The sequence below is a fragment of the Flavobacterium yafengii genome, assembly GCF_030010375.1.
GTDB lineage: Bacteria > Bacteroidota > Bacteroidia > Flavobacteriales > Flavobacteriaceae > Flavobacterium > Flavobacterium yafengii.
In genome coordinates this window covers 117,687-134,248 of sequence record NZ_JASCRY010000002.1, presented here as the reverse complement: position 1 = coordinate 134,248, position 16,562 = coordinate 117,687, and the positions used below count along the sequence as shown (strand labels likewise).

Here is a 16,562-nt window from a genome sequence, read left to right as displayed (position 1 = left end):
AAACATAAAAAACGATGGATTTTAGATTGCTTATAATTTTATTCCTATCTCTTTTAACTATTAATAGTAAAGCGCAAAGTGACTGTAGCAATGCCATTATTGCATGTGGAAACACGGGTTTTGAAGGGTTAACCGTCACTGGAATAGGCATTCAGGAACTTTCAGGATTAAATACTTGTTCCAGTCAAGAAAACAATAGCATTTGGTTAAGAATATCAATAAAAAAAGGAGGAACATTAGGCTTCCTGTTGAAACCGGAAAGTACTGATATTAATGAAGATTTTGATTTTTTTGTTTTTGGTCCAAATGCAAATTGTGATATGCTAGGCCAGGCCATAAGATGTTCAACCACAAATCCCAAAACTATCAACCAAAAGAACAATTTCACTGGTATGGCGGAAGATGAAACAGATACTTCCGAGGGACCAGGTGCAGATGGGAACAGTTTTGTAAAATGGCTGACCGTTGATGATGGTGATTCCTATTTTTTAGTAGTTGATCGACCTATCGGTAGTAGCAATTTTTCACTTCAATGGACAGGAACAGCAACATTCAATTCGGCTCCTACTTTTGAAGTTCCCACTGGAGCTGCACTTGATCTAAATCAATGCGATAATGATGGAATAGCTGACTTTTCGACAACAATTGATTTAACAAAAAACACTTCCAAAATTATTGGTTTCCAAAACGATGTAATTGTAACGTACCACATTGAACAAAACGATGCACTGACAAATATCAATCCAATCATAAATACTACTCAGTTTATAAATACCTCAAATCCTCAGAATATTTTTGCAAGAATTACAAATACGACAACGGGATGTTTCAACACGTCCGATTTTAAAATTACTGTAAACGACCTGATAAAATTTCCTGTAACTGAATTTTCTATTTGTGATGATGCAGCAGATGGAAATGATTCAAATGGACAATCTTTTTTTGATTTAAACACAGTTTCTTCATATATTTTTGGCAACCAAAATACAGATACATTCACAATAAAATATTACTTATCAGAGAATGACGCTACTAATGATTCCAATCGATTACCTCAATTTTTTTACAATACGATTCCCAATCTTCAATCAATATACATAAAAGCTTCTAGTCCTAATTTATGTACGGCAATAAGTAAAATTAAACTTATAGTCACTCCACTTCCGTTAAAAACCAGTGCAATATTGGTACAATGTGATACAGGTTTTACTCCTGACGGCATTAGTTTATTCAATTTAAATGAAGTAAATGCGAAATTCACAAATAACAATAATGATCTAATAACTGCATTTTTTATAAATGATACTGATGCCCAAAATAATAACAACGAACTAAATACATCTTTTTATAACACCGTCAATCCGCAAAGTATTACTGTCCGAGTTACAAATAACAAAACAGGTTGCTCAAGTCTTAGTACTTTGGAATTAAAAGTCAACGTGATTCCTGAAAAAACATACACTATAAATCCAGTTTGTGACACTGATGGAATCGAAGATGGAAAACATATATTTAATTTGAAAGAGGCTAATATTCCCACTACAAGTACACAAACACTTTTTTATTATTCAAATATAAACGATGCTTTATTAGAACAAAATAAGCTTACTAATTCTTTTTCTTATTTCAATGAAACAGCGTATAATCAAATTATTTATGCTAGAATCGAAGATGGGAATGATTGTTTTGGAATAAGCAAAATTAAATTAGAAGTACTAAAATTACCCGATTTAAATACTACAATAGCAACCAGCTTTGTTTGTTCCAATCTTCCTACATTTTTTATTCAACTCAACGCAGGAATTCCGGATGATTCCCTTTCGAGTGACTATACATATATTTGGTCAAAAGACGGAACGGTATTATCAACCAAAACGGCATCAACACTTGACGTAAATATCATAGGATTATACACCGTCGAAGTAAAAAATAATTCGGGCTGCAGTAAAATCCGAACTATAAAAGTAGCCGCTTCAGATGTTGCAAAAATTACGAATATTGCCATTACCGATTTATCAGATGTAAACTCAGTAACAGTAAATGTAACTGGAGAAGGACAATATCAATATAGTCTGGACGCACCTTCTGGTCCTTTTCAAGATTCTAATTTCTTTGATAATGTAACTGCAGGAATTCATGAAGTATACATTAATGATAAAAATGGTTGTGGAACTGTGAGTCAAACGATTGCCGTAATTGGTGTTCCAAAATTTTTTACACCAAATGGAGATGGTTACAATGACCATTGGAATCTAAAAGGAGTAAATGAAAATTTCAATGAAAATTCAATTATTTATATTTTTGATCGTTACGGTAAGCTTTTAAAACAAATTGTTCCCTCTAGTCAAGGATGGGATGGTACATTTTTAGGTCAACCTTTATCCCCGGATGATTACTGGTACTCCATAAAATTAGATGATGGCAGAGAAGCCAAAGGACATTTCAGTTTGAAAAGATAATATGCTAACTATATTCATGATTCGTAATATTACTTTTTTTGCATATATTGACTATATTTGATAGTTATGAAACATTATTACCATTTATTGTTTGTTTTCCTTTTTTTAACCATTCCTACTTTTGGACAAAAAGAAGCGGCTATATGGTATTTTGGTAATAATGCCGGTCTTGATTTCAATTCAGGGAGTCCAGTTGCTTTAACTAATGGTAAATTAAATACTGCAGAAGGATGCACAACAATTTCTGATAAAAATGGAAATCTATTGTTTTATACAGATGGCTCTATAGTATATGACAAATCACATCAGGTTATGCCAAATGGGTATGGTTTATTAGGCCATAACTCAAGTACGCAGTCTGCTATCATTGTTCCACATCCGAGTAATCTAAACTTATATTATATATTTACTGTAGATCAGCCTAATCCAAAAAATGTAGACGATAATCTCTCCAACGACGAGGACCCACCAAATAATGGATTAAATTATTCGCTAGTTGATTTGAGGTTGAATAATGGCTTAGGAGATATCTCTATCAAAGAAAAGAACATTCATCTCATAACTTATGACCCCGGTGATAGTGATGATGTAAAATTTAAATGCTCCGAAAAAATTACAGCTGTTCAGCATGGTGATGGCATTTCTTTTTGGTTAATAACCCATTTTAAAAATACTTTTTACTCTTTTAAAATAAGTACATCAGGTGTTGATAAAAAACCTATTCAAACTACTACATCTTTGAATGTTCCAACTGGTGGTTATATATCTAATGCAATAGGATATTTAAAAACATCTCCAAACGGAAAAAAAATTGCTATGGCAAATTCTTCCTTGAAAGCGACTGATGAATTAGGTCCAAAAGGTGAAATTAGACGAAATACCGGTAATGTTTGGCTATTCGATTTTGATGCAGCCACAGGAAAAATAAGTAATGGATCTTCTATTCTTAACGGAACTAATCCATATGGTGTAGAATTTTCTGCAAAATCAAAAAAATTATATTTGACCGTCAATTTATTTGATTCCGGAGGAATTTCTTTAGGAAGTTCATTGATTCAGTTTGATCTTAAAAGCGCAAATATTATTGCTTCAAAAACAACAGTAAATACTTCATTGTATACTGCTGGAGCTCTTCAACTTGCTTTAGACGAAAAAATATACCGTTCGGGATATAATTCAAATGGAAATGATAGTAGCGATAAATTATCTGTTATAAACAATCCTGAATTAGATGGCTCTAACTGTAATTATTTACAAAACGAAATTGATTTAGGCGGAAAAAAAGCCAAATTAGGACTCCCCCCATTCATCACCTCTTTATTCTTATATGCCTTTAGTTATGAATTCAATTGTTTAGGGGACGCTACTCATTTTTACAGTAATTCAGTTGAAAAAATTGACAGTGTACTTTGGGATTTTGGTGATGGATTTACTTCCACTGCTATTGATGCCTATCATACTTATGCTCAAGCTGGTGATTATAAAGTAACGCTAATAAAAACAGTAAACGGGGAAGACAGAGAGCCTCTTGAAAAAACAATTACAATTTATGATGCTCCGAAAATACTTTCAACTGCTTACAAGTTAACACAATGTGACACACAAGATAGTGCTCCTACTGATGGATTAGCTTTGTTTAATTTGACTCTTGCTAATGAGCCAATTAGTTTAGGGAAAAAAGATTATGAAGTATATTATTACCATAGCGTTAATGAAGCTGAAAATGATCTAACTAATACTCAATCTATTCCCGTAAATTATCGAAATAGCGTTCCAGATGAACTTATATACGTAAAAGTTACACAACCAAATTCAAGTTGCTACAGCATAGGAACTGTAATATTACATGCTAATAAAAACATCCTATTATTACCCGAAGCAATGCATGCATGTGATCTTGGTGACGGAAAAGGATCATTTGATTTAGAACAGAAAAAAGATTTAATAAAAACTGAATTGAATTTACCTTCAGATGTACGTTTGTTTTTTTATTCAAACGAAGAGGATGCCTCTATGGGAATAAACGAACTCAAAGAACCGTTTGTTTCTATTTCCAAAACAGTATTCATTCGAGCTGAAAATGCTGAAGGTTGTTATGGAACCGGAAATTTTGAAATTATAGTCGAGTCTTCTCCAAAAATTAATATTTTAGAAAATATTATCCTATGCGAAGGATTAGCAAATCCCTCAATCTTATTAAATGCAGGAATTTCAGCCCCAGCTAGAACCAGTGATTTCACTTATTTATGGTCAACAGGCGAAACAACTCCTACCATATCTATAAACAAAGAAGGTGAATATAACGTAACTGTAAAAAACAAATCAGGCTGTACCACTACACGAAAATGCATTGTAACTCTATCGTATTTAGCAAAAATAAATAATATAATTGTACATGATTTACAGCAAACAAATCAAGTTATTATTGAACTCGATAATCCAAGTGATTATAATTATATGATTCAATACGAAAATGGAACTGAAACTTCTTTTCAAACTTCAACTCTTTTTGAGAACGTACCTGGTGGTTTTCACGAATTAATTGTGGAAAGCAATAATGGATGTGGGCAAACTACAAAAAGTTTTGCCGTATTAAATGCTCCCAAATTCTTTACTCCTAATGGTGATGGATACAATGACTATTGGAACCTGAAAGGAATAAATAGTAGTATTTATGAAAATGCAATTATATATATTTTTGATCGATATGGAAAGTTATTGAAACAGTTATCTCCCTCAAGTCTTGGTTGGGATGGAACTTTTCTCAAGGAACCATTACCAGCAGACGATTATTGGTTCACAATAAAACTTGAAGACGGTAGAGAAACTAAAAGCCATTTTAGTTTGAAGAGATAAGAGAATAAATACCGGCTTTAGTATCCCTTTAACTAACTTTTAAGTAAGCTACTACTGATAAACTTTGGCAGTCTTGAGCATAAAAAAATTATTTGGATAAAAAATCAAATTAATGAAACAAATACCATAAAAAAAGCCACTCGAATAAACGAATGGCTTTTTTAATTTTATTAAAAATAGAATTAGAATTTAAATCTTTTCCTATCTGTTTCTGTCAAATATATTTTTCTCAAACGAATAGATTTTGGTGTAACCTCTACATATTCATCTTTCTGAATGTATTCTAAAGCTTCTTCAAGAGAGAAAATGACTGGAGGAATAATTCTAGCTTTATCATCATTTCCAGAAGAACGAACGTTAGATTGTTTTTTCTCTTTAGTCACGTTCACACACATATCATCGCTACGAGAATTTTCTCCAATTACTTGACCTTCGTAAATTTCATCATTAGGATTAACGAAGAATCTACCACGATCTTGCAATTTATCAATAGAATAAGGAATAGCTTTTCCTTTTTCCATAGAAATCAATGAACCTTTGTTACGTCCAGAAATTTCTCCTTTGTAAGGCTCATATCCTATGAAACGGTGTGCCATAATAGCCTCACCAGCAGTAGCAGTAAGTAATTGGTTACGCAATCCAATAATTCCACGTGATGGAATATTAAATTTTATAATCATACGTTCCCCTTTAGTTTCCATACTCAGCATTTCTCCTTTACGGAAAGAAACAAACTCTACCGCTCTTCCAGAAAGTGTTTCTGGTAAGTCGATTGTTAATTCCTCAATTGGCTCACATTTTTTACCATCAATTTCTTTGATGATAACTTGTGGTTGACCGATTTGTAACTCATATCCTTCTCTTCTCATTGTTTCAATAAGAACAGACAAGTGAAGTACACCACGACCAAAAACCATGAACTTATCAGCAGAATCAGTTTCACCTAATTTCATTGCTAAGTTTTTCTCTAATTCTTTATTTAAACGGTCTCTAATATGACGAGAAGTTACAAATTTACCTTCTTTACCAAAGAATGGAGAGTCATTAATTGTAAACAACATACTCATTGTAGGCTCATCAATAGCAATTGTTTGTAACGCTTCTGGGTTTTCAAAATCAGCGATAGTATCTCCAATTTCAAATCCTTCAACACCAATAATTGCACAAATATCTCCTGCAATAACTTCTTGTACTTTTTTACGTCCAAGACCTTCAAAAGTATGAAGTTCTTTAATTCTAGATTTCATAATAGTACCATCTCTTTTGCATAATGAAATTGGCATTCCTTCTTTCAAAACACCTCTTTCCAAACGACCAATAGCGATACGACCTGTAAAAGCTGAAAAGTCTAATGAAGTAATCAACATTTGTGGTGTTCCTTCAGAAACTTTTGGAGCTGGTACATTTTCAATAACCATATCTAACAATGCTTCCACATTATCAGTTACGTTTTCCCAATGGTCAGACATCCAGTTATTTTTAGCTGAACCGTAAACTGTTGGAAAATCCAACTGCCACTCTTCTGCACCTAATTCAAACATTAAGTCAAAAACTTTCTCATGAACTTCTTCAGGAGTACAGTTTTCTTTATCAACTTTATTAATAACAACGCATGGTTTTAAACCAAGGTCAAGTGCTTTTTGTAATACAAAACGTGTTTGTGGCATTGGCCCTTCAAAAGCATCTACAAGTAGACAAACTCCATCAGCCATATTCAATACACGCTCAACCTCACCACCAAAATCGGCGTGACCAGGAGTATCGATAATGTTGATTTTTGTTCCTTTGTATACTACAGAAACATTCTTTGAAGTAATGGTAATACCTCTTTCGCGCTCTAAGTCGTTGTTATCAAGGATTAAGTCACCCGTGTTTTCGTTGTCACGAAATAACTGACAGTGATACATAATTTTATCAACCAAAGTTGTTTTACCGTGATCGACGTGGGCAATAATTGCAATGTTTCTAATAGATTCCATCTGTGATTTTTAATGGGTGCAAAGGTACACTTTATTTTGATATAAAAAATATTTATGTAATAGTTTACATATTCTTAACTCATTAGACACAAAAATAGCTCTTTAAAAAAATCTCAAAAATAAGTTTCGAATGTTGTTTAATAATTCAGCAATAATTAATTATATTTGAGTAATGAAAAGCAAAACCAATCAAGTAATCATCATCTACATTCTAATCTCAATGTTTGTAGCCATTGTTAGTCATAAATTATTACAACAATATATTTCTGATTCAAATCATCAGTTTTTCAATTTTACAAAAGACATCTTATTCATATTTTTTACCGGAATAATTTTTAAACTTATTTTATCAAAAAATGACACTAGAAATATAGCCATTTTCGAAAAACTTAAAAATTCAAATGATGAAATCAAGGAATCGAATGAAAAATACGATATTGTAGCTAAAGCAACCAGCGATACTATTTGGGATTGGAAAATACAAGAAGACAGCTTTTCTTGGAATAAAGGAATTGAAAGTGTTTTTGGCTACACAGAAGACGAAGTAGGTGATAGCTCTAAATGGTGGTTTGATAAAATTCATCCAGAGGACAGTATCAAAATGTCTATCAGACTCTACTCCTTTATAGAACAAAAAACTGAAAACTGGCAAGATCAATACCGCTTTAAATGCGCTGACAACTCTTACAAATACGTTTTAGACAAAGGCTTTCTACTGAAAGATGAAAATGGAAAAGCCATCAGAATGATTGGAGCTATACAAGACATCACTAAACAAAAAGAAGAAGAACAAAGACTTAAATTACTGGAAACGGTATTTACGCAATCCAAAGATTCAATTATCATTACAGAAGCCAATTCCTTTGACGGAAAAATCCCCAACGTCATTTATGCAAACCCAGCTTTTTCTTCTATGTCAGGATATGAGTTTGAAGAAATTTCAGGGAAATCTGCAGATCCTTTTAATAGTCCAAATTCCGATATTAACGAACTTGAAAAACTTTTAAGCTCTATTAAAAACAAACAGGAATGTCTTATAGAAACAATCAGCCTAAACAAAAACAAAGAAGAATATTGGGTTCGTTTCTCCATGATACCAATTTATAATGCTGAGAATGAACTTTCTCACTGGATTTCCATTCAAAGAGACATAACCGATGAAAAAAAGCAAGAAAAAGAAAAAGAGCAACTTATCAGAGAATTAACCCAAAACAATAAAGACTTAAAACAATTTTCTTACATAACCTCTCACAATCTTAGGGCTCCATTATCAAACTTAACTGGACTGCTGAATTTATTGGAAGACATTCCTATTGAGAACCAAGAATTAAAAGAAATCTTAAATGGCTTTAATAAATCTACTCATTTATTAAATGACACCATCAATGATTTAGTAAAAGTTATTATCATTAAAGATAATCCTTCTATCCAGAAAGAAGCTGTTTTAATAAAAGAAATCTTTGAAAATGTTTTCAGCCAACTTAATTTTCAAATTGAATTATACAAACCAATCATAAAACTCAATTTCGAAAAAGTTTCTATTATAAACATCAATAAAGCTTACATAGAAAGTATATTGTTAAATCTTTTGACAAATGCCATAAAATATAAATCTGAAAACAGAAAGCTCAAAATAACCATTACGACTCAGGAAATAGACGATACTGTTGTATTAGTTTTTAAAGATAATGGAATAGGCATCGATTTAGAACGAAACAGAGATAAAGTATTTGGACTCTATCAACGTTTCCACAATTACCCTGACAGTAAAGGACTAGGTCTTTATTTAGTAAAATCTCAAGTTGAAACAATGGGAGGAACAATTGAAATTGAAAGCGAAGTCAACAAAGGAACTACGTTTACATTAACATTCAAAAACAAACAATAATGTTAGATCAAATTTTATGTGTAGATGATGACCCTATAACACTTATGTTATGCAAAAAAGTAATAATCAAATCATCGTTTTCTAATGAAATAATAACAGCTCAAAATGGAGAAGAAGCACTAAGCTACTTTAACACCATCAGATATGCCAAAAACAAACCAAACGAACACCCGCAATTAATTTTTTTGGATTTAAACATGCCTGTAATGGGAGGATGGGAATTTTTAGACCATTTCAACAGTCCGGAATTTTCAGAATTCAATACTATTAAAGTCGTTGTACTTTCCTCAACCATAGATCCTGAAGACTTAGAAAAAGCGAAACAATATCCAATGGTAATTGACTTTTTATCGAAACCAATCACACGCTCAATGCTTGAATACTTAAAGAACAAGATAGAATAAAAAATATAATCCATAAAAAAAGCTCTCATAATTGAGAGCTTTTTTTATATCTTAATAAATTGTATTAATTACAATTTAGCAACGTGCTTAGTTAATTTAGATTTTAAATTAGAAGCTTTGTTATCATGAATGATGTTCTTTTTAGCTAATTTATCAATCATAGATATCACGCTTGATAATTTAGAAGTAGCATCTGTTTTATCAGTAGCTATTCTCAAGGCTTTGATAGCGTTACGAGTAGTTTTGTGTTGGTATCTGTTTAATACTCTTCTCTTTTCGTTACTTCTAATTCTTTTTAAAGCTGATTTATGATTTGCCATTTTATTATTTTTTTATCTTTTACTATTTTTTGTAGTCCGTAAGGGAATCGAACCCCTGTTACCAAGACGAAATCTTGGCGTCCTAACCCCTAGACGAACGGACCATTATCCCCTAAGTTTTTATCAATCTAAAATATTGAAATTTGTAGCCCGTAGCGGAATCGAACCGCTCTTACATGGATGAAAACCATGCGTCCTAACCGATAGACGAACGGGCCATACTCCCTCTTAGTTCAGGAAAACTTTAACACGCAATGAAAATAGTAGCCCGTAGCGGAATCGAACCGCTCTTACATGGATGAAAACCATGCGTCCTAACCGATAGACGAACGGGCCCTGCTTCTCTAATGCGGATGCAAAAATACAACTATTTTTGAAACGTACAATAGTACATGCAAAAAAAATTATTTTTTTTTAATATGCCTTCGCAAATAACACTCTCCCTACTGAGCTTTCACCAGTAAAAACACAGCTTCCCACCTCTTCTTCTCTATCTAAAGGAATACATCTGATAGTAGCTTTAGTTAAGTCTTTAATCTTCTCCTCAGTTGCAGCAGTTCCATCCCAATGTGCTGATACAAAACCTCCTTTAGTGTCTAAAACCTCTTTGAATTCTTCAAAACTATTTACTTCAGTAATATGCGTATTTCTATAATTTAATGCTTTTTCGAACAATTCTTTTTGAATTTGCTCCAATAAATCACTTACGTAAGTTGTAATTCCATCTTTATAAACTACTTCTTTAGTCAACGTATCTCTTCTTGCCACCTCGAAAGTTCCATTTTCTAAATCTTTTGGACCTACGGCAATTCTAACAGGCACACCTTTTAATTCCCATTCTGCAAATTTAAAACCTGGCTTCTGAGTAGTTCTGTCATCAAATTTCACTGAGATATGTAATTTTCGTAAAGATGCTGTCAAAACATTTACTTCAGCTGTTATAGCCGCCAATTGCTCGTCTGTTTTGTAAATAGGGACAATCACTACCTGAATAGGCGCTAAATTAGGAGGCAATACCAATCCTTGATCATCTGAATGCGTCATCACTAATGCTCCCATCAAACGAGTTGAAACACCCCATGAAGTTCCCCAAACATATTCTTGCTTCCCTTCGGCATTTGCAAATTTAACATCAAAAGCTTTCGCAAAATTCTGACCTAAGAAATGTGAAGTTCCGGCTTGCAACGCTTTTCCATCTTGCATTAAAGCTTCGATACAATATGTTTCTTCAGCTCCAGCAAAACGCTCCGTTTCGGTTTTCAATCCCTTTACAACTGGAATTGCCATGAAATTCTGGGCAAAATCAGCATACACGTTCATCATTTTTTCTGATTCTTCAATAGCCTCCGCTTTTGTCGCGTGGGCTGTATGTCCTTCTTGCCATAAAAACTCCGCTGTTCGCAAAAACAATCTAGTTCTCATTTCCCAACGAACTACATTTGCCCATTGATTAATCAACAAAGGTAAATCTCTGTAAGATTGTACCCATCCTTTATAAGTAGACCAAATAATAGCCTCACTTGTAGGGCGAACGATTAATTCCTCTTCTAATTTCGCATTAGGATCAACCATAAGCTTCCCTGGCCTGTCTGGATCATTTTTTAATCTATAATGCGTTACAATTGCACATTCTTTTGCAAACCCTTCCGCATTTTTTTCTTCAGCCTCAAACATACTTTTTGGAACAAATAGCGGAAAATAGGCGTTTTGATGCCCTGTTTCTTTAAACATTCGATCCAATTCGGCTTGCATTTTTTCCCATATCGCATATCCGTAAGGCTTGATAACCATACAACCTCTAACTCCTGAATTTTCGGCTAAATCGGCCTTGACAACCAACTCGTTATACCATTTTGAATAATCTTCTGATCTTGTAGTTAAGTTCTTACTCATGTTGAATAGTTTGGCACAAATTTTGCATTAATAATTTTAAGTAAATAGTTCAGCAAAACTAACTATTTTTGTAATGTGCAACAATAAAAAACTCCATATATATGAAAACTAGTACTCTTTCCTTCCAAAACCCAACAATATATTACATTGTTGGATTTTTGAGCGTCTTGTTGACATCTTGTGGCTCCTACCAAAACAGTTCTTACTATGATTCTGATGGAATATATGGTAACGCTCCAAGAAGAGCTGTAGAAGTAGAGACACAAAATGCTCCAAATAATCAATACAAAGACTACTTTGGGTCTTTGCAGAACAACAACCAACCTGTAGAAATTTTTACAGATGTAGACAATTACAATGATTATAATATAGAAAACGACAGCCTAGACTATAACAACTATCCAGGATGGGGCAGTAATCCTCAAACTGTAAGCATAAATGTTTATGACAATGGATGGGGAATGAATAACTGGTATGGAAATAACTGGGGTTGGAATACCAGTTATGGAGGGGGATGGAACGTTGGTTTTGGCTGGAATAATTGGTACGGAAATAATTGGGGTTGGAATAGTTGGTATGGAAATAACTGGGGCTGGAATAACTGGTATGGCAATAATGGGGGATACCCAAATTACTACAACAATAGATCCTATTCCTATAACGCAAGCAGAAGGGGTTCTTCCTATACCACCAATACAAGTAGTAACAGAAATTACAATACCCGAAGTTCAGCAAATTACTCTAGAAACCAAAGCAATACCGTTAATCGTAGAACTAATTCAAATTACAGAGGAAACACTAATACTGATTTCAGAAGAAGCACAACAAACGGATTCAACAGAACAAGTCCAACATTTTCAAGAAATCAAGGACAATATCAAAACAATTCGAATAGTACACCTAGCAGAAGATCAAATACGAATAGTTCCCGCAGCGAGAACAACAGACCGGAAAGATCATATACTCCAAGTTCAAGAAATGACAACAATTCCAGATCATACAGTCCTAGCTCAAATAGTTCCGGAAATTCTGGCGGTGGCGGTAGATCATCTGGCGGTGGCGGAAGAGGCGGAAGAGGATAATACTTCTTTCTAAACCTTCCTATTTTGATATTAAATTAAAACCTACGAATTAAAAATGAAAAAATATATATTTTTATTAGCTTTAGGCTTCACTGCAAGCGTTGCACAATCACAAGAAATATCAGATGCTATGCGTTACGCACAAGATAACCTGAATGGAACAGCTCGTTTTAGAGCTATGAGTGGTGCTTTTGGAGCTCTTGGAGGTGATTTATCCTCTATAAATGTAAATCCTGCGGGTTCTGCAGTATTTACAAACAACCAAATGGCTCTTACCTTAAGTAATTTTGACACAAAAAACAAGTCCAATTATTTTGGTAGCACAACAAGCGAGAAAAATAATTCCTTTGATTTGAATCAAGCAGGTGCCGTTTTTGTTTTTAATAACAGAAACACAAACAGCAATTGGAAAAAAATCTCATTAGGTGTTAATTACGAAAACATTACTAATTTTGACAACGGGATTTTTTCTGCAGGAACCAACCCAAACAATTCCATAGGTGATTATTTTTTAAGTTACGCCAACAATTCTAATAATGGAGCTCCAGTACCTCAAGAATTTGTAAACACAAATCCCGGAGAATCTATTTCAGACTTATATTCATTTTTAGGAAGCAATCTCCCTAATAACCAGTATCCAAATTTAAATGGATTTGCAGCGCAACAAGCATTTTTAGGATACCAAGGTTTTATTATTGATGCCGTTGATGAAACTAATAATAATTCTCCGTACACCTCTAATGTTCCTGCCGGAGGTAATTATTACCAAGAAAATTCCGTTTACAGCACCGGATATAACGGGAAATTATCTTTTAATGCAGCAACATCATATAACGACAAGTTATATATAGGACTAAATTTGAACTCTCATTTTACTGACTTTCACAAATCATCTACTTTTTACGAAGATAACAATGCTCCATTAACAAATGATTACACTGTAACTCGATTGAGTTTTGAAAATGACTTATATACTTACGGAACAGGGTTTTCTTTTCAATTAGGAGCAATTGCCAAAGTTTCTGACGAAATTCGTTTAGGCCTTGCTTACGAATCATCTACATGGTATAAATTAAACGATGAGCTGTCTCAAAGATTGGTTGTAGTAAGCAGCGCAACAAATGCTGATGATACTAATGACGTAGTAAATCCTCAGGTTGTTAATATTTACGAACCTTATAAACTACAAACTCCGAGTAAGTTAACAGGGAGTTTTGCTTATGTTTTTGGAAAATCCGGATTAATAAGCGTTGATTACGCTATTAAGGATTATAGCAACACTAAATTTAAACCTGAAAACGATCCTTATTTTAATGATTTAAATAGAGATATGAATTCAATCTTAGACACTACAGGCGAACTAAGAATAGGCGCTGAGTATAAAATTGAAGTGTTGAGCTTAAGAGCAGGATATCGTTACGAACAAAGTCCTTATAAAAACTCCATAACTATAGGAGATTTAACAGGTTATTCAGCAGGTTTAGGATATAGTTTTGGTTCTACCAAAGTAGATTTAGCTTATTCTTATGCCAAAAGAAACTCACAACAAGGTTTTTTTAATCAAGGATTTACTGATGGTGCCAGTATTAATGCCATAAACAACAATGTTTCAGTAACATTATTATTTGAATTGTAATCAATCCGAAAAATAAAATTTAAAATCCGTTTCGTTATCATGGAACGGATTTTTTTTAGCCCTGATGGCAGTGGAAATCCTCCCGTTTTTTTCGGGAGATTGCAACGTACAGCAGGAATAGCTCCATAAAAAACACAAAGATTTATGGTCCTAAAAATAAAAATTGTAATTTTGCAAAATTCCCAAATTATCGGGATTCTAATGTTATGAGAACTAAGTCGTTAAAAAAGAATAAAATCAACGTAATCACTCTTGGGTGTTCGAAAAATGTGTATGACAGTGAAGTGTTAATGGGACAGCTTCGCGCAAGCGGAAAAGATGTTACGCACGAAGCTCCGGAAGCTGAAGAGGGAAATATTATTGTAATAAATACTTGTGGATTTATTGATAATGCTAAAGCAGAATCAGTAAATATGATTTTGGAATATGCTGACAAGAAAGAAAGAGGATTGGTCGACAAAGTATTCGTTACAGGATGTTTATCTGAACGTTACAGACCCGATTTAGAAAAAGAAATACCAAATGTAGACCAGTTTTTTGGAACTACAGAGTTACCACAATTATTGAAAGCTTTAGGAGCAGATTATAAGCATGAATTATTAGGGGAACGATTGACTACGACTCCAAAAAACTATGCCTATTTAAAGATTTCAGAAGGTTGCGACAGACCGTGCAGCTTTTGTGCGATTCCATTAATGCGAGGGAAAAACGTTTCGCAAACTATTGAAAAATTAGTTAAAGAATCAGAAGGATTAGCTAAAAACGGCGTGAAAGAATTAATCTTGATTGCTCAGGACTTAACCTATTACGGCTTAGATATTTACAAAAAAAGAGCTCTTGGAGAATTATTGGAAGCGTTAGTAAAAGTAGAAGGAATCGAGTGGATTCGTTTACATTATGCCTTCCCTACCGGTTTCCCAATGGATGTTCTAGAAATCATGAAGCGCGAGCCTAAAATTTGTAATTATATTGATATTCCGTTGCAACACATTTCAGATTCTATTTTGAAATCAATGCGTCGCGGAACAACTCAAGAAAAAACAACAAAATTATTGAAAGATTTCCGCGCTGCTGTACCCGGAATGGCTATTCGTACAACTTTGATTGTAGGATATCCTGGAGAAACACAAGAAGATTTCAATATATTGAAAGATTTTGTTCAAGAAATGAAATTTGACAGAATGGGCTGTTTTGCTTATTCTCACGAAGAAAATACGCATGCTTACGCACTGGAAGATGATGTTCCAGATACCGTAAAACAAGAACGTGCAAACGAAATCATGGAATTGCAATCGCAAATTTCTTGGGATTTAAACCAAGAGAAAGTAGGACAAACATTCAAATGTATCATTGACAGAAAAGAAGGCGGACATTTTGTAGGAAGAACTGAATTTGACAGCCCTGATGTAGATAATGAAGTCTTGATTGACGCATCAAAACATTATGTAAAAACGGGTGAGTTTGTAATGATAAAAATTATTGAAGCAACAGAATTTGATTTATACGGAGAACCAGCATAATTTTCTTAAGACGATTTTAATCCATTTTAAAAACTAAATATGAAATCATTTCAATCACTATTAATCATCGCATTTGTATTATTATCGACAAATATAATTTCTGCGCAATACGGTAATGGCGGATATGGAAACGGTTACGGCAATGGTTATGGAAGTAATCGTAGAATGAACAGTGCAATGGATCAATCCAGAACTCAAGACAAACCAAAAGAAATTCCTGTTGAAGTAACGGTTGGAAAAATCATGAAGCGAATACAACCAGAACTTATTCTGGACGAACTTCAGGTAATTGCAATCTCAAATATTTTGACCGAAAGCATAAAAACACAAGGCATGCTTATAAAAGCAGAAGTTAGCCAAGATGAAAAAATAAAAAACATAACAGTTCTTTCAGAAACTACTGATAGAAAAATAATGGAATTATTAAACAAAGACCAAAAGGAGAAATATATAGCTATGAATGAAGAAGCTAAAAATCCTAAAAAATCGAAATCTAAAAAGAAATCTAATTAATCGATTTTTAGT

The 16,562-nt window shown here is 33.4% G+C and carries 11 protein-coding genes and 3 tRNA genes; 8 read left to right on the top strand and 6 right to left on the bottom strand.

Going from position 1 to position 16,562, the window contains the following annotated elements; all coding sequences use genetic code 11:
- Window positions 1–14 precede the first annotated feature (14 nt).
- Both QLS97_RS08135 and QLS97_RS08130 read left to right on the top strand, forming a co-directional pair.
- The gene (locus tag QLS97_RS08135; protein WP_282715763.1) at window positions 15–2,459 is read left to right on the top strand and encodes a T9SS type B sorting domain-containing protein; all 2,445 of its coding nucleotides are present in this window, start codon (window positions 15–17) and stop codon (window positions 2,457–2,459) included.
- A gap of 66 nt (window positions 2,460–2,525) precedes the next feature.
- A complete protein-coding gene (locus QLS97_RS08130; protein ID WP_282715761.1) occupies window positions 2,526–5,315 on the top strand; it encodes a T9SS type B sorting domain-containing protein in 2,790 nt (929 codons plus the stop codon).
- 182 nt (window positions 5,316–5,497) lie between these two features.
- Here the strand turns inward: QLS97_RS08130 and typA are convergent, their stop codons facing one another.
- Complete coding sequence (gene typA, locus QLS97_RS08125) at window positions 5,498–7,294, bottom strand: translational GTPase TypA (RefSeq protein ID WP_282715760.1); 1,797 nt, start codon at window positions 7,292–7,294, stop codon at window positions 5,498–5,500.
- Window positions 7,295–7,466: 172 nt separating this feature from the next.
- Here typA and QLS97_RS08120 point away from each other — a divergent pair, with 172 nt between their 5' ends.
- Window positions 7,467–9,182 carry a PAS domain-containing sensor histidine kinase gene (locus QLS97_RS08120; RefSeq protein WP_282715758.1) on the top strand — a complete coding sequence of 572 codons (1,716 nt, stop codon included), beginning with the start codon at window positions 7,467–7,469 and terminating at the stop codon, window positions 9,180–9,182.
- Window positions 9,182–9,586 (top strand): response regulator, encoded by a 405-nt coding sequence (locus QLS97_RS08115; RefSeq protein ID WP_282715757.1) that lies wholly within the window; start codon window positions 9,182–9,184, stop codon window positions 9,584–9,586. The genes QLS97_RS08120 and QLS97_RS08115 overlap by 1 nt, the downstream gene beginning before the upstream one ends.
- A 68-nt stretch (window positions 9,587–9,654) precedes the next feature.
- Here the strand turns inward: QLS97_RS08115 and rpsT are convergent, their stop codons facing one another.
- The 5 genes from rpsT to proS all read right to left on the bottom strand — a co-directional run bounded on the left by rpsT (window position 9,655) and on the right by proS (window position 11,799).
- Window positions 9,655–9,906 (bottom strand): 30S ribosomal protein S20, encoded by a 252-nt coding sequence (rpsT, locus tag QLS97_RS08110; RefSeq protein WP_035673520.1) that lies wholly within the window; start codon window positions 9,904–9,906, stop codon window positions 9,655–9,657.
- A gap of 32 nt (window positions 9,907–9,938) precedes the next feature.
- Window positions 9,939–10,010 (bottom strand) — tRNA-Glu (locus QLS97_RS08105).
- 42 nt (window positions 10,011–10,052) lie between these two features.
- A tRNA-Glu gene (locus QLS97_RS08100) sits at window positions 10,053–10,124 on the bottom strand.
- 46 nt (window positions 10,125–10,170) lie between these two features.
- Window positions 10,171–10,242, bottom strand: a tRNA-Glu gene (locus tag QLS97_RS08095).
- Between the two features lie 78 nt (window positions 10,243–10,320).
- Window positions 10,321–11,799, bottom strand: coding sequence for a proline--tRNA ligase (proS, locus tag QLS97_RS08090; RefSeq protein ID WP_282715756.1), 1,479 nt, complete (start codon window positions 11,797–11,799; stop codon window positions 10,321–10,323).
- 101 nt (window positions 11,800–11,900) lie between these two features.
- On the opposite strand from proS, the gene QLS97_RS08085 reads away from it, so the two are divergent.
- The 4 genes from QLS97_RS08085 to QLS97_RS08070 all read left to right on the top strand — a co-directional run bounded on the left by QLS97_RS08085 (window position 11,901) and on the right by QLS97_RS08070 (window position 16,550).
- A complete protein-coding gene (locus QLS97_RS08085) occupies window positions 11,901–12,881 on the top strand; it encodes a hypothetical protein (protein ID WP_282715755.1) in 981 nt (326 codons plus the stop codon).
- Between the two features lie 55 nt (window positions 12,882–12,936).
- A complete protein-coding gene (locus tag QLS97_RS08080) occupies window positions 12,937–14,517 on the top strand; it encodes an OmpP1/FadL family transporter (protein ID WP_282715753.1) in 1,581 nt (526 codons plus the stop codon).
- Window positions 14,518–14,723: 206 nt separating this feature from the next.
- Entirely contained in the window at window positions 14,724–16,037 is a 1,314-nt protein-coding gene (rimO, locus tag QLS97_RS08075) for a 30S ribosomal protein S12 methylthiotransferase RimO (RefSeq protein ID WP_282715752.1), read from the top strand.
- Window positions 16,038–16,076: 39 nt separating this feature from the next.
- Complete coding sequence (locus QLS97_RS08070) at window positions 16,077–16,550, top strand: hypothetical protein (RefSeq protein WP_099715920.1); 474 nt, start codon at window positions 16,077–16,079, stop codon at window positions 16,548–16,550.
- Window positions 16,551–16,562: the final 12 nt, after the last annotated feature.

What these genes read in the sequence shown, in the direction of transcription:
- QLS97_RS08135 (WP_282715763.1), top strand. Translation starts at nt 15, where the DNA reads ATGGATTTTAGATTGCTTATAATTTTATTCCTATCTCTTTTAACTATT.
- proS (WP_282715756.1), bottom strand. Translation starts at nt 11,799, where the DNA reads ATGAGTAAGAACTTAACTACAAGATCAGAAGATTATTCAAAATGGTAT.
- typA (WP_282715760.1), bottom strand. Translation starts at nt 7,294, where the DNA reads ATGGAATCTATTAGAAACATTGCAATTATTGCCCACGTCGATCACGGT.
- QLS97_RS08080 (WP_282715753.1), top strand. Translation starts at nt 12,937, where the DNA reads ATGAAAAAATATATATTTTTATTAGCTTTAGGCTTCACTGCAAGCGTT.
- QLS97_RS08115 (WP_282715757.1), top strand. Translation starts at nt 9,182, where the DNA reads ATGTTAGATCAAATTTTATGTGTAGATGATGACCCTATAACACTTATG.
- QLS97_RS08130 (WP_282715761.1), top strand. Translation starts at nt 2,526, where the DNA reads ATGAAACATTATTACCATTTATTGTTTGTTTTCCTTTTTTTAACCATT.
- rimO (WP_282715752.1), top strand. Translation starts at nt 14,724, where the DNA reads ATGAGAACTAAGTCGTTAAAAAAGAATAAAATCAACGTAATCACTCTT.
- QLS97_RS08085 (WP_282715755.1), top strand. Translation starts at nt 11,901, where the DNA reads ATGAAAACTAGTACTCTTTCCTTCCAAAACCCAACAATATATTACATT.
- QLS97_RS08120 (WP_282715758.1), top strand. Translation starts at nt 7,467, where the DNA reads ATGAAAAGCAAAACCAATCAAGTAATCATCATCTACATTCTAATCTCA.
- QLS97_RS08070 (WP_099715920.1), top strand. Translation starts at nt 16,077, where the DNA reads ATGAAATCATTTCAATCACTATTAATCATCGCATTTGTATTATTATCG.
- rpsT (WP_035673520.1), bottom strand. Translation starts at nt 9,906, where the DNA reads ATGGCAAATCATAAATCAGCTTTAAAAAGAATTAGAAGTAACGAAAAG.